General features: G+C 68.5%; 9 protein-coding genes and 2 pseudogenes. 7 read left to right on the forward strand and 4 right to left on the reverse strand.

All coding sequences use genetic code 11. The annotated features are described in order from the left end of the window. Position 1: 1 nt before the first annotated feature. Both ACFWRV_RS25435 and ACFWRV_RS25440 read right to left on the reverse strand, forming a co-directional pair. Positions 2 to 794: pseudogene (locus ACFWRV_RS25435) on the reverse strand (ABC transporter permease). Next, positions 791 to 1,752 (reverse strand): annotated as a pseudogene (locus tag ACFWRV_RS25440) (ATP-binding cassette domain-containing protein). Before ACFWRV_RS25440 ends, ACFWRV_RS25435 begins: the two co-directional pseudogenes overlap by 4 nt. Before the next feature lie 211 nt (positions 1,753 to 1,963). Between ACFWRV_RS25440 and ACFWRV_RS25445 the strand changes: the two are divergent. Beyond that, complete coding sequence (locus ACFWRV_RS25445; RefSeq protein ID WP_384338056.1) at positions 1,964 to 2,698, forward strand: helix-turn-helix domain-containing protein; 735 nt, start codon at positions 1,964 to 1,966, stop codon at positions 2,696 to 2,698. A 504-nt stretch (positions 2,699 to 3,202) separates the two neighbouring features. On the opposite strand, the gene kdpB (ACFWRV_RS25450) is transcribed toward ACFWRV_RS25445, so the two are convergent. Next, the gene (gene kdpB, locus ACFWRV_RS25450) at positions 3,203 to 5,353 is read right to left on the reverse strand and encodes a potassium-transporting ATPase subunit KdpB (protein WP_384338057.1); all 2,151 of its coding nucleotides are present in this window, start codon (positions 5,351 to 5,353) and stop codon (positions 3,203 to 3,205) included. A gap of 245 nt (positions 5,354 to 5,598) precedes the next feature. Next, entirely contained in the window at positions 5,599 to 7,479 is a 1,881-nt protein-coding gene (locus tag ACFWRV_RS25455; RefSeq protein WP_384338058.1) for an APC family permease, read from the reverse strand. A gap of 270 nt (positions 7,480 to 7,749) precedes the next feature. Between ACFWRV_RS25455 and ACFWRV_RS25460 the strand changes: the two genes are divergently transcribed. From ACFWRV_RS25460 to ACFWRV_RS25485, 6 genes are all read left to right on the forward strand, one after another. After that, complete coding sequence (locus tag ACFWRV_RS25460) at positions 7,750 to 7,902, forward strand: hypothetical protein (protein ID WP_384338059.1); 153 nt, start codon at positions 7,750 to 7,752, stop codon at positions 7,900 to 7,902. Further along, positions 7,899 to 7,988 (forward strand): K(+)-transporting ATPase subunit F, encoded by a 90-nt coding sequence (gene kdpF, locus ACFWRV_RS25465; RefSeq protein ID WP_380948735.1) that lies wholly within the window; start codon positions 7,899 to 7,901, stop codon positions 7,986 to 7,988. Before ACFWRV_RS25460 ends, kdpF begins: the two co-directional genes overlap by 4 nt. Positions 7,989 to 7,996: 8 nt before the next feature. Continuing rightward, the gene (kdpA, locus tag ACFWRV_RS25470; RefSeq protein WP_384338060.1) at positions 7,997 to 9,661 is read left to right on the forward strand and encodes a potassium-transporting ATPase subunit KdpA; all 1,665 of its coding nucleotides are present in this window, start codon (positions 7,997 to 7,999) and stop codon (positions 9,659 to 9,661) included. After that, a complete protein-coding gene (gene kdpB / locus ACFWRV_RS25475; RefSeq protein ID WP_384338061.1) occupies positions 9,658 to 11,766 on the forward strand; it encodes a potassium-transporting ATPase subunit KdpB in 2,109 nt (702 codons plus the stop codon). The genes kdpA and kdpB (ACFWRV_RS25475) overlap by 4 nt, the downstream gene beginning before the upstream one ends. A 6-nt stretch (positions 11,767 to 11,772) precedes the next feature. Continuing rightward, positions 11,773 to 12,444, forward strand: coding sequence for a potassium-transporting ATPase subunit C (locus ACFWRV_RS25480; RefSeq protein WP_384338062.1), 672 nt, complete (start codon positions 11,773 to 11,775; stop codon positions 12,442 to 12,444). A 98-nt stretch (positions 12,445 to 12,542) separates the two neighbouring features. Further along, positions 12,543 to 13,226 carry a response regulator gene (locus tag ACFWRV_RS25485; RefSeq protein WP_384338063.1) on the forward strand — a complete coding sequence of 228 codons (684 nt, stop codon included), beginning with the start codon at positions 12,543 to 12,545 and terminating at the stop codon, positions 13,224 to 13,226. Positions 13,227 to 13,256: the final 30 nt, after the last annotated feature.

Here is a 13,256-nt window from a genome sequence, read left to right on the forward strand (position 1 = left end):
CTCACTGCGTGGGCTCGCGGTTGTACAGCTTCTTGGCCCACAGGTAGCCGCCCAGGGTGATCAGGGCGCACCAGCCGATGGCGAGAGTCGCGTTGTTGCCGATCGGTGTGCCCATCAGCAGCCCGCGCAGGGTCTCGATGAACGGGGTGAACGGCTGGTAGTCGGCGAACCATTGAAGCCCGGCGGGCATCGAGTCGGTGGGGACGAATCCGCTGCCCATCATCGGCAGGATCATCAGCGGCGTCAGCATGTTGCTCGCGGCCGCGACGCTCTTGGCCATGATGGCCAGCGCGACCGACAGCCAGGTGAGCGCAAAGATGATCAGCATGAGCATGCCGATCACGCCGAGCCATTCACCGAATTCCGCAGTGGGCTCGAAGCCCACCAGCAGCGCGACGCCGGTGACGACAGCCATGCTCAGCAGGGTCTGGGCCAGGCTGCCCAGCACGTGGCCGGTGAGCACCGAGACCCGGGCAATGGCCATGGTGCGGAACCGGGCGACGATGCCCTCGGTCATGTCGAGGGCCACCGAGATCGCGGTGCCCTGCGCAGCAGTGGCCGCGGTCATCAGGATGACGCCGGGGACGACGTAGTTCACGTAGGTATCCCGGCCGCCCGACGGCCCCACCGAGGCCACTGCCGAGGATGCCGCCGAGGACGTAGACGAACAGCAGCAGGAAGACCACCGGGACCCCGGCGGCGGTGAGGGTGAGCGTCGGGTAGCGCAGCATGTGCCGCAACTGGCGGCGCAGCATGGTCGCCGAGTCGGTGAAGGCGTGGGTGGCGGTGCTCATCGGACGGGCTCCTGTTCCGCGACGGGGTTGCCTGTCAGCGCAAAGAAGACATCGTCGAGATCGGGGGTGTGGACCCGGAGTTCGTCCACGGTGAGCGAGGCGCGGTCGAGCCGGTCAAGGAGTACCCGTAACGACCGGACGTCGCCCTGGCTCGCGACCCGCAGAGTGAGTGCCTCATCGTTGCGGGACACCACGTCCAGGGTCCGGGCCGCGTAGTCGTGGCCGCGTGCGTCGGCGAACCGCAGGGTGATGTGGCCGCCGCCGACCTGCCGCTTGAGCTCCTCTGCCGTGCCCTGGGCGACGATCTTTCCGTGGTGCAGCACCGCGATCCGGTCGGCGAGGCGGTCGGCCTCGTCGAGGTACTGGGTGGTGAGGAAGATCGTGACGCCGTCGTCGGTCACCAGACGGCGGATGACTTCCCACATGGTCCGCCTGCTGCGCGGGCGAGGCCGGTGGTCGGCTCGTCGAGGAAGATCACCCGGGGGCGGCCGACGAGCGTCATCGCGAGGTCCAGGCGGCGGCGCATCCCGCCGGAGTACGTCACCGCGGGCTTGCGGGCCGCGTCCACCAGGTCGAACCGCGCGAGCAGGTGGGTGGCGCACGACCGCCGTTCCCGGCGGGGCAGGTGGTTCAGGTCGGCCATCAGCAGCAGGTTCTCCTCGCCGGTGAGAAAACCGTCAACCGCGGAGAACTGGCCGGTGACGCCGATCGCGGCACGGACCGCGTCCGGATCACGGACCACGTCGTGGCCGGCGACCCGGATGTCGCCGGCGTCAGCGCGGATGAGCGTGGACAGGATGTGCACCATGGTGGTCTTGCCTGCGCCGTTCGGGCCGAGGAGCGCGAAGACCGATCCTGCGGGGATGTCGAGGTCGATGCCTCTCAGCACCACGTGCTCGCCGTACGCCTTGCGTACCGCGGTCGCCGAGAGGGCGGGGGGAGGGAGGTTGGTGTTCATGGGTTTCGCTTCCGTCGATGAGCTATCGGCCGACCTTCACGGCTCAGTAATAGTTACGTTGCATGCACTGATTCGTCAATCGCGCTTATGTGAAGCAACGAGATAAATGCAGGTGAGAGAGGTAAACCGTTGCATGGTGGATGTCAGGTAATGCAATGAGAGATGCGTTGCATTAAGCTGGGCCGGACGTCGAACAGTGGAGGACGCCCTGATGCCCGGCGACCGTCTCACGCTCCAGGACCGTCAGCAGATCGCCGCAGGGCTGCGCGAGGAGCTGACCTACGCCGCCATCGGCCGCCGCATAGGGCGGCCGACTTCGACCGTCACCCGCGAGGTGATGCGCAACGGCGGGCCGCGCGGCTACCACGCCGACGCGGCGCACCACGTGGGCGCAGCGTACGTCCGTCAGCGCAGGACCCCCGCGCCGGCGACCTCACCGGGAAGGTCCGACCTCGGCGGGCGCGATCCGCGGATCATGGACGAGGTGGGCGCGCAGAGCGTGGAGCTGATGATTCAGGCCGGACTCCCGCAGATGATGGCCAGGGTGCTCGCCGCGCTGTTCACCACCGACAGCGGCAGCCTCACTTCCGCGGATCTCGTTCGACGCCTGCGGGTCAGTCCCGCCTCCGTCTCCAAGGCCATCGGCTACTTGGAGAACCAGGCACTCATCAAGCGCGAGCGCGACCCCCGCAGCCGCGCCGAACGCTACGTCATCGAAGACGACGCGGTGTTCGAATCCATCATGGTCGGCGCGCGCAACCAGACCCGGATCGCCGAAGCCTGCGCGGCCGGAGCCCGGAAGCTCGGCGTCACCACCCCTGCCGGTGCCCGACTGGAGAACACGAGCCAGTTCCTCCGACACGTCATCGACGACCTGGTCCGCTCGGCCGAGCAGTGGCACAAGGTCTACTCCGTCCGCCCTCGACAGGCATCCGAAATCGACTGACCGCGTCACGTCGACCGCAGGTCTCGCCGCATCGTTTCCGTCGCGACCTCCACCTCCGCCGCCCCGGCGGGCTCGCGGCTGGTGTCCGAGCCGGGACTCCAGGGCCTACATGACTGAGCGGTCTCCTGCTCGGGGGCGGGCGAGCGGTCACCCGGACGCCGCCGTCAGGGCTGTGTCCACGAGCCTGTCCGCGGCGTCCGGGCGACGAAGGGCGGGGGCGGCCTGGACGGAGGCCGCCCCCGCAGCGGAACCAGCGGCTCGGGAGGCAGCGCCGGCCGGCCTTGGGGGGCCGTGGTCACGTGGTGCCTGCTGCCGGCCGGGGCGGGCACGGCCGGCAGCAGGGCTCAATCGGATCGGCGCGGGGAAGAAGGCTGTGCGCCGCGCCGAAGGCAGCGGTGACCTGACCGGGGAAGGGAGGTCCCGCTGCCGCTTCAACCAGTCAACGGCTCCGGTGGCCTGCTGCTCAAGGGCATGTACGCGGTCCTGACGGCCCTCTGACGGAAGTCATCCGAAGCCGGGGAGCGTGGAGATGACGACGTCGATGAGCTTGATACCGGCGAAGGGCAGGACCAGGCCGCCGAGTCCGTAGACGGCGAGGTTGCGGCGCAGCAGGTCCTCGGCGGAGGCGGGCTTGTACCGCACGCCGCGCAGGGCGAGCGGGATGAGGGCGATGATGATCAGCGCGTTGAAGACGATGGCCGAGGTGATGGCCGACTGCGGGCTGTGCAGTCCCATGATGTTGAGCATGTCCAGGCCCGGGTAGGCGGTCGCGAACATGGCGGGGATGATCGCGAAGTACTTCGCCACGTCGTTCGTGATGGAGAAGGTGGTCAGCGCTCCTCGGGTGATGAGGAGTTGTTTGCCGATCTCGACGATCTCGATGAGTTTGGTGGGGTTGGAGTCGAGGTCGACCATGTTCCCGGCCTCTTTGGCGGCCGAGGTTCCGGTGTTCATCGCGACGCCTACGTCGGCCTGGGCGAGGGCGGGGGCGTCGTTGGTGCCGTCGCCGGTCATCGCGACGAGCTTGCCGCCGGCCTGTTCCCGCTTGATGAGGGCCATCTTGTCCTCGGGCGTCGCCTCGGCCAGGAAGTCGTCGACCCCCGCCTCCTCGGCGATCGCCTTCGCGGTCAGCGGGTTGTCACCCGTGATCATGACCGTCCTGATCCCCATCCGGCGCAGCTCGTCGAACCGCTCCCGCATGCCCTCCTTCACCACGTCCTTGAGATGGATGATGCCCAGGACCCTCGGGCCGTCCCAGTCGTGGACGGCCACCAGCAGCGGGGTGCCGCCGGACGCGGAGACGGCCGCGGACCACTGCGCGGCCTCGGCCGGCACGCTGCCACCGCGCAGCCTGACCCATTCGGCGACCTGCGCCGCCGCGCCCTTGCGGATGGCGCAGCCGGCCCCGTTGGGCCACGTGAGGTTCACCCCGCTCATCCTGGTGCGAGCGGTGAACTCGACGAACCGGGGATTGCTCAGCTCGTCCTCCCGCGGCGCGACGAGGCCGTAGCGGGCGGCCAGCGCGACCACGGACCGCCCTTCGGGGGTCGTGTCGGCGAGCGAGGACAACTGGGCCGCGTCCGCGAGCTTCGTGTGGTCCACACCCGGCAGCGGGGTGAAGGCCACGGCCTGCCGGTTGCCGAGCGTGATCGTTCCGGTCTTGTCGAGGAGCAGGGTGCTGACATCCCCGGCCGCCTCGACCGCCCGCCCGCTCATCACCAGGACGTTGCGCTGCACCAGACGGTCCATCCCGGCGATACCGATCGCGGACAGCAACGCGCCGATGGTGGTGGGGATGAGGGTCACGAGCAGGGCGACGAGAACGGTCGTGGACTGTGCGGCCCCCGCGTAGCCGGCCATGGGCTGCAAGGTGATCACCACGAGGATGAACACGGCGGTCAGTGCGGCGAGCAGGATGTTCAGCGCGATCTCGTTGGGGGTCTTCTGCCGGGACGCGCCCTCGACGAGTGCGATCATCCGGTCGATGAAGCTGTCGCCCGGCCGGGCGGTGACGCGGACCACGATCGCGTCGGACAGCACGGTCGTACCGCCGGTGACCCCGGACCGGTCGCCGCCCGACTCCCGGAGCACGGGGGCCGATTCACCGGTGACGGCTGATTCGTCCACCATCGCCGCACCGTCGACCACATCGCCGTCCGCGGGGACGGTCTCGCCCGCCCGGACCAGGACGAAGTCGAAGGGCTGGAGCTCAGCGGGGGTGACGGCCTCGGTCCCGGCGTGCCGCAGGTTCGCACCGTACGTCCAGTGCTCCAGCCGCAGCGCGACCGTGTCCGTACGCGTCTTGCGCAACGACGCCGCCTGGGCGCGCCCCCGCCCTTCGGCGACCGCCTCGGCCAGATTCGCGAACAGGACGGTGAGCCAGAGCCAGCAACTGATGAACCAGGCGAAGACGGAAGGATGCGCGACAGCGGAGAGGGTGGTCAGCGTGGATCCGACGGCCACGACCAACAGCACCGGTTTCCGGGCCAGTTCGCGCGGATGGAGCTTGCGCAGAGAATCCCGTACGCACACGGTGAGTTGCCCCGGATGCAGAACGTTCACCGGCCCGGGCCGCTTCCGGGACGGCGGGGCGGGCGAAGTCGGCGGAGATTCCCGGACATCCGGAGGAGTGCGGTGTACTGCGGCGCGAGACATGAGGACGCCTTATCGGGAGAATCAGAGGGGGCGGTCACCCCCGCGATAAGGGAGTGAGCGCGAGAAAGGGGGCCGCCGGGACCTTCGCCATCGCCCCCCCCCACGGGCTGCTTTCTGCGATGCGGGTCACCGGCGGCCGAAGAGAACGTATCGCCTTCGCCCTGTCATTTTCTCTGTGGAGATGAGGAATTGGCGCTCTTCTGACGGCCGGACGGAAATGGCGTCAGGGCAGCGCCAAGAATCCGTCAGGGCGAGTCGGCGGTGATCCGGAAACGCAGTCGGCAGATCACCGCGTCGGTATCCCGGCGTACCGCGTGGGCGACGACGGATCCCCGCTGATTTTGCAGCAGCCGCTGCCAGACGTGGGCCGGTTCCGTCTCCGGGATGATGACGGTGACGTGGAATCCTGGACGGGACTCGCCCAGCTCGCGCACGTATCGGGAGAAGGGGCGGCCGAGTTCGCGGCGTTCCGAGTGGACTTCGACGAGCTCCACGCCGGGCTTCCACAGTTCCCAGTCGCGCCGCAGGGCCTCCGCGGCCTGGCGGTCCTCGTCTCCCGGGTGGGTGACGGTGACGGCGAGGACGCAGTCGCCCAGGGACCGGGCGGCGGTCAGCGCCTGGGAGGTGAGCTTCGACAGGCCGGAGACGGGCACCACGACCAGCGAGGGCGACCGGTGCGGAGGCTGAGGGATCCGGCCGAGTTCGAGGTGGGTGCCGATCCGGGCGTACGCACGGTGAATCCTGCCGAAGGCGAGGACCAGCAACGGCATGGCGAGGACGATGAGCCAGGCGCCCTCGGTGAACTTGGTGGCGGTGACCACGATGGCGGAGACCCCGGTGAGCAGTGCCCCGAATGCGTTGAGGGCGGCCTTTGCCCGCCAGCCGCCGGGGCGCAGCTCGTGCCAGTGGCGCACCATGCCGGCCTGGCAGATGGTGAAGCCGACGAACACGCCGATGGCGAAGAGCGGAACGAGGGTGTTCGTGTCGCCTCCGGAGAAGACCAGGAGAACAGCGGAGACAGCGGCGAGCCACACCACACCGTGTCGATGCACCTGCCGGTCGCCCTTCAGGGCGAAGAAGTGCGGCAGGTAGTTGTCACGGGCGAGCAGACTCATGAGCACCGGCAGACCGCCGAACGACGTGTTCGCGGCCAGCGCCAGCAGCACCATGGTGGCGAACTGAACCACGTAGAAGGCCGCGTTGTGCCCGAAAGAGGCGTCCGCGAGCTGGGCCAGCACCGTGACGCCCTCGACCGGCTGGAGGTGGAAGCGGCCGATCAGCACGGACAGACCGATCAGCATCACCCCGAGCAGAGCACCGAGCACGACCTCGGTGTGCTGGGCGCGACGGGCTGCCGGGGTCCGGAAGGAGGGCACAGCGTTGGCCACCGCCTCGACGCCCGTGAGGGCCGAGCAGCCGGCCGCGAAGGCCTTGAGCAGCAGCAGGGCGCCGACCGTCGTGGCACCCTCACCGAGCGCCGAGGCGTGACCCGCGGCGGACGCGGTGCTGGCCGGACCGTCACGGAAGAGGCCGACCGCGATCATCACCAGGATCGAGCCGACGAAGACGGCGGTCGGCGCGATGAACGCCCTCGCGGAGTTCACCACCCCGAACAGGTTCACCGCGGTGACCAGGGCCAGCACACCGAGGCAGATCCACGCCCGCTCCCCGTACAGCTGAGGGAACGCCGACGTCAGAGCCGCCACGCCGGCCGTGACGGAGACGGCCACGTTCAGGACGTAGTCGAGGATCAGTGAGGCGGCTGCCACCAGACCGGTCCGGCGGCCCAGGTGCCGTTTGGCGACCGCGTAGGAGCCGCCGCCGTCGGGGAAGGCGGCGATCACCTGCCGGTAGGAGGCGACGAGCACGGCGAGCAGGACCGCGATCGCGAGGGTGACGGGAAGCGTGAAGCCCAGCCCGTACGCGCCCGCCGCGGCCAGTACGAGCACGATCGACTCAGGTCCGTAGGCGACCGACGCCATCGCGTCCAGCGACAGGGCGGCCAGCCCCTGGAGCGACGTCAGCCGGTGGCGTTCCCCCGCTGTTCCGGGGCTGGTCCCGGTCGGCTCCTTCGTGCCGGGCGCAGGCCGGCCGGCCGTGATCGGTTCACCAGGGTGCAGGGACATGGGAGTGCCTTCTACGAGACGAATGGGAAGTGAGGACAGCGTCGGCCTCGTCGGGAGCACCGTCGACGGGGCTTGGCGTGATCCGTACGCACACCGCGGTGGTTTTCACGCCTTCGATACGCGGAGCCCGCGCACCCCACGCCCGGGCTCCGCTTCTCTCCGTGGATCAGGGGCGACACTCCGTGAGCGCCGCCCGGTCGGCCGCGTCAGACGAGCGTCAAGGGTCGTCCTGTATTCGTATGGACCTCGTCAAGGTGGCTTATCACCGGGGTGAACCCGAGGTTTGCTCGTATCGGCCAAACGGCCGATTCCATTCCTCACGTCAATCAGGAGCTCGCGATGGCCGACCTGGCCTTCGTCGTCACCACGATCGCGGTATTCGCGCTGGTGGCTCTCATCGCCCGGGGGGTGACCAAGCTGTGACCGTCGAGAACGTCGTCGGCCTCATCGTGGCCGTTTCCCTGCTGGGGTATCTCGTTCTGGCTCTCCTTTACCCGGAGAGGTTCTGAGTGCTGATATGAGTCCCCAGATCGCTGGTCTGCTCCAGCTCATAGCTCTGATCGCCGCCCTCGCCCTGGCCTACCGTCCACTGGGCGACTACATGGCCAAGGTCTACTCCTCCGAGAAGCACTACAAGCCGGAGAAGTGGATATACAAGGTCATCGGCGCCAATCCGGCCGCCGAAATGCGCTGGCCCGCCTATCTGCGCGGCGTGCTCGCCTTCTCGGCGGTGAGTGTCCTCTTCCTGTACCTGATGCAACGGGTGCAGGGATCGCTGCCCGGTTCGCTCGGCTTCTCCTCCATCGACCCCGACCAGGCGTTCAACACCGCCGCGTCCTTCGTCGCCAACACCAACTGGCAGTCCTACTACGGCGAACAGGCCATGGGCCACGTCGTGCAGACCGGCGGCCTCGCGGTGCAGAACTTCCTGTCGGCCGCCGTGGGCATGGCCGTCGCGGTGGCACTCGTACGCGGCTTCGCCCGGTCCCGTACCGGCGATCTCGGCAACTTCTGGGCCGACCTGGTACGCGGCACCGTCCGCATCCTGATCCCCATCTCGGTGATCGGCGCGATCGTCCTGGTCGCCTGTGGAGCCATTCAGAACTTCTCCGGGATCCACCAGGTCGGACAGTTCATGGGCGGCACGCAGGAATGGAACGGCGGCGCGGTCGCCTCCCAGGAGGCCATCAAGGAGCTGGGCACGAACGGCGGCGGTTACTTCAACGCCAACTCCGCCCACCCCTTCGAGAACCCCAACCCCCTCTCCAACCTCTTCGAGATCTTCCTCATCCTGCTGATCCCGTTCGCCCTGACGCGGACCTTCGGCCGGATGGTCGGATCGCTGCGGCAGGGGTACGCGATCCTCGGCACGATGGCCGTCATCTGGATCGGCTTCACGGCCCTGATGATGTGGACCGAGTTCGCTCACCGGGGCCCGGCGTTCGAGATCGCGGGCGGGGCCATGGAAGGCAAGGAGACCCGCTTCGGGATCGCCGGCTCGTCGATCTTCGCGGTCGCCACGACGCTGACCTCGACCGGCGCGGTGAACTCCTTCCACTCCTCGTACACCGGCTTCGGCGGCGGCATCACGATGCTGGGCATGCAGCTCGGAGAGATCGCTCCCGGCGGTGTCGGCTCCGGCCTCTACGGCATGCTGATCATGGCCATCATCGCCGTGTTCATCGCCGGTCTGATGGTCGGCCGTACCCCCGAATACCTCGGCAAGAAGATCGGCACCCGCCAGATCAAGCTCGCCGCCTCCTACATCCTCGTCACCCCGGCGCTCGTGCTCGGCTTCACCGCCGTCGCCATGGCCCTGCCCACGCCGGGCGACTCGATGACCAACTCCGGCGCGCACGGCTTCTCCGAGATCCTGTACGCCTACACCTCCGGTGCCAACAACAACGGCTCCGCCTTCGCCGGGCTCAACGCCGACACCCAGTGGTTCAACACGACCATCGGCATCGCGATGCTGCTCGGCCGGTTCCTGCCGATGGTGTTCGTCCTCGCCCTGGCCGGTTCGCTCGCCGAGCAGAAGCCGGTGCCCGAGACGGCGGGCACGCTGCGCACCGACAAGCCGCTCTACGCGGGGCTGCTCGTCGGCACGATCCTCATCATCACCGGACTCACCTACTTCCCGGCCCTGGCGCTGGGTCCGCTCGCCGAAGGGCTCGCCTCATGAGCACCGTCACCCCTACCCGCGCTCCGCACGGAGACATCCCGCCGGTCGGCGGACACGGGACCGCCGGCCGGGTCGGCGGTGGCCTGTTCGACCCGAAGCAGCTCATGAAGTCGTTCCCGGACGCCCTGCGCAAGCTCGACCCGCGCGTGATGATCAAGTCGCCGGTGATGTTCGTCGTGCTGGTCGGCTCGGTGGTCACCACCGCGCTCGCTCTCGCGGACCCGACCGACTGGTTCGGCTGGGCGATCACCGCCTGGCTCTGGCTGACCACGGTCTTCGCCAACCTCGCCGAGGCGGTCGCCGAGGGCCGGGGCAAGGCTCAGGCCGACACCCTGCGCCAGGCCAAGACCGGCACCGTCGCCCGCCGGATCATCGGCCCGAACGAGGAACGCGTCGCGGGGACGGACCTGCGCATCGGGGACCTCGTGGTCTGCGAGGCCGGTGACGTCATCCCCGGTGACGGGGACGTGGTCGAGGGCGTCGCCTCCGTCGACGAGTCCGCGATCACCGGCGAGTCCGCGCCGGTCATCCGGGAGTCCGGCGGCGACCGCAGCGCGGTCACCGGCGGTACGAAGGTGCTGTCCGACCGCGTCGTCATCAGGATCACCACCAAACCGGGCGAGACCTTCATCGACCGGATGATCAACCTGGTGGAAGGCGCCTCCCGGCAGAAGACGCCCAACGAGATCGCCCTGAACATCCTGTTGGCGTCCCTCACGATCGTCTTCCTGCTCGCCGTGGTCACCCTGAAGCCCTTCGCGATCTACGCGGGCGCCGACGACCAGACCTCTCTGATCGTGCTCGCCGCGCTGCTCGTGTGCCTGATCCCCACCACCATCGGGGCCCTGCTGTCCGCGATCGGGATCGCCGGCATGGACCGCCTGGTCCAGCGCAACGTCCTGGCCATGTCCGGGCGCGCGGTCGAGGCCGCGGGCGACGTGTCGACCCTGCTGCTCGACAAGACCGGCACCATCACCCTGGGCAACCGGCAGGCCGCCGAACTCGTGGCGGTCAAGGGCGTGAAGGAGTCCGAACTCGCCGACGCCGCCCAGCTCTCCTCGCTCGCCGACGAGACTCCGGAAGGCCGGTCGATCGTCGTGCTGGCCAAGGAGAAGTACGGGCTGCGGGAGCGGGACCAGGGCGAGCTGACGGGTGCCGCATGGGTCGCGTTCACCGCGCAGACCCGGATGTCGGGTGTCGATCTGGACGGGCGCAAGGTTCGCAAGGGTGCGACCGGTTCCGTCGTCGCGTGGGTGAAGGAGCTGGGCGGGAGTGTCTCCGAGGACGCGCAAGCGCTCACGGACCGGATTGCCCAGGCTGGTGGTACGCCGCTGCTGGTGGCTGTGGAAGATGCTCACGGCGCACGCGTCCTCGGCGTCATCCACCTCAAGGACGTGGTGAAGGAGGGCATGCGGGAGCGGTTCGACGAGCTGCGCCGGATGGGGATCAGGACGGTCATGATCACGGGTGACAACCCGCTGACCGCGAAGGCGATCGCCGAGGAGGCGGGGGTCGACGACTTCCTGGCCGAGGCGACGCCCGAGGACAAGATGGCCCTCATCAAGCGGGAACAGGCCGGCGGCAAGCTCGTCGCGATGACCGGCGACGGCACCAACGACGCCCCCGCCCTCGCCCAGGCCGACGTCGGCGTCGCGATGAACACCGGAACCTCGGCCGCCAAAGAGGCCGGGAACATGGTCGACCTCGACTCCAACCCCACCAAACTCATCGAGATCGTCGAGATCGGCAAACAACTCCTCATCACCCGAGGAGCGCTGACCACCTTCTCCATCGCCAACGATGTCGCGAAGTACTTCGCGATCATCCCCGCCATGTTCGCCGTGGCGTACCCGTCGCTGGACAAGCTCAACGTCATGGGACTCGCCTCGCCCGAGTCCGCGATCCTGTCAGCGGTCATCTTCAACGCGTTGATCATCGTGGCCCTGGTGCCGCTCGCCCTCAAGGGCGTCCGCTACCGGCCCGCCAGCGCGGACAAGATGCTCCGCCGCAACCTCGGCCTGTACGGACTCGGCGGCCTCGTCGCCCCGTTCATCGGCATCAAACTCATCGACCTGCTCCTCTCCCTCATCCCCGGAATCGGCTGATCCGCCATGACCAACAACACCGTCAGCAGCACTGCGCGCGTGCTCGGGGCAGGGCTCCGCGCCCTGCTCGTCCTCACCCTCGTCTGCGGGGTCATCTACCCGCTCGCGGTCACCGGCGTAGCCCAGGCCCTGTTCGACGACAAGGCCAACGGCTCCGAGATCAAGGACGCGGGCGGGCAGGTCGTCGGCTCCTCCCTCATCGGTCAGCGCTACGACCTCCCGCTGAAGGAAGGGGAGGAGTCGCCCGCCCCGGACCTGAAGTGGTTCCAGCCCCGCCCCTCCAACGGCCTCGGCAGCAACAGCGTCAACACGCAGTACTCACTGATCCTCTCCGGCGCCACCAACCGTTCCGGAGACAACGAGGAGTTGATCCAGTGGGTGAAGGACGCCAAGGCCGCCGTGGTGAAGGACAACTCCACCCCCGCGTACAAGGTGAAGCCCGCTGACGTACCGGCAGACGCCGTCACCTCGTCCGGCTCCGGCCTGGACCCGGACATCTCACCCGCGTACGCCGAACTCCAGGTGCACCGGGTCGCCGAGAAGAACGGCCTCGACGTCAAGAAGGTCGAGGACCTCGTCGCCGACCACACCACCGGCCGGCTGCTCGGCTTCATGGGCGAGCCGCGGGTGAACGTCCTTGAGCTGAACACGGCGCTCAAGGACCTGACCCAAGGCTGATGGAGCTGAGCCGCGGGACCGGGAGCCGGTGGGGTACGGAAGACGCGCATCCCACCGGCTCCTCAGCCATCCACAACCAAGGAGAGAGTGCACAACCCATGCCCCGGGTGCTCGTGGTGGAAGACGACGCGCAACTGGTACGCGCGCTCAGGATCAATCTTCAGGCACGTGCGTACGAAGTCGAGGAGGCCTTGGACGGCGTTACGGCCCTGCGGCTCGCCGCCGCCCACAAACCCGACGCCATCCTGTTGGACCTCGGCCTGCCGGACATGGACGGCGTCGAGGTCATCAAGGCGATCCGGGGGTGGAGCCAGACGCCGATCCTGGTGCTGTCCGCGCGCCATCTGTCCGAGGACAAGGTCCGCGCCCTGGACGCGGGCGCCGACGACTACGTGACCAAGCCGTTCAGCATGGACGAGCTGCTGGCCCGGCTGCGGGCGGCCACCCGGCGACGCCAGGAGACCGCCGAGGCGAAGGCGCAGACCGTCGTGACGACGGACGGCTTCACCATCGACCTGGTGGCGAAGAAGGTGCGGCGCGGAGCCGACGCCGTCCGGCTGACGCCGACCGAATGGCATCTGCTCGAAATGCTGGTCAGCAGCCCCGGCCGCCTGGTGTCACAGCGGCTGCTCCTGCGGGAGGTGTGGGGGCCCACGTATGTGGAGAACACCAACTACCTTCGGGTCTACATGGCTCAGCTACGGCGCAAACTCGAAGCGGACCCCGCGCACCCCCGGTATCTGATCACCGAACCGGGCATGGGCTACCGCTTCGAACCCTGATGCCCGCATTCACCACGGAAGAACGAGAAG

This window comes from Streptomyces sp. NPDC058576 (assembly GCF_042718715.1).
Taxonomy (GTDB): domain Bacteria; phylum Actinomycetota; class Actinomycetes; order Streptomycetales; family Streptomycetaceae; genus Streptomyces.

What these genes read in the sequence shown, in the direction of transcription:
- ACFWRV_RS25445 (WP_384338056.1), top strand. Translation starts at nt 1,964, where the DNA reads ATGCCCGGCGACCGTCTCACGCTCCAGGACCGTCAGCAGATCGCCGCA.
- ACFWRV_RS25485 (WP_384338063.1), top strand. Translation starts at nt 12,543, where the DNA reads ATGCCCCGGGTGCTCGTGGTGGAAGACGACGCGCAACTGGTACGCGCG.
- ACFWRV_RS25455 (WP_384338058.1), bottom strand. Translation starts at nt 7,479, where the DNA reads ATGTCCCTGCACCCTGGTGAACCGATCACGGCCGGCCGGCCTGCGCCC.
- kdpB (WP_384338061.1), top strand. Translation starts at nt 9,658, where the DNA reads ATGAGCACCGTCACCCCTACCCGCGCTCCGCACGGAGACATCCCGCCG.
- kdpB (WP_384338057.1), bottom strand. Translation starts at nt 5,353, where the DNA reads ATGTCTCGCGCCGCAGTACACCGCACTCCTCCGGATGTCCGGGAATCT.
- ACFWRV_RS25480 (WP_384338062.1), top strand. Translation starts at nt 11,773, where the DNA reads ATGACCAACAACACCGTCAGCAGCACTGCGCGCGTGCTCGGGGCAGGG.
- kdpA (WP_384338060.1), top strand. Translation starts at nt 7,997, where the DNA reads ATGAGTCCCCAGATCGCTGGTCTGCTCCAGCTCATAGCTCTGATCGCC.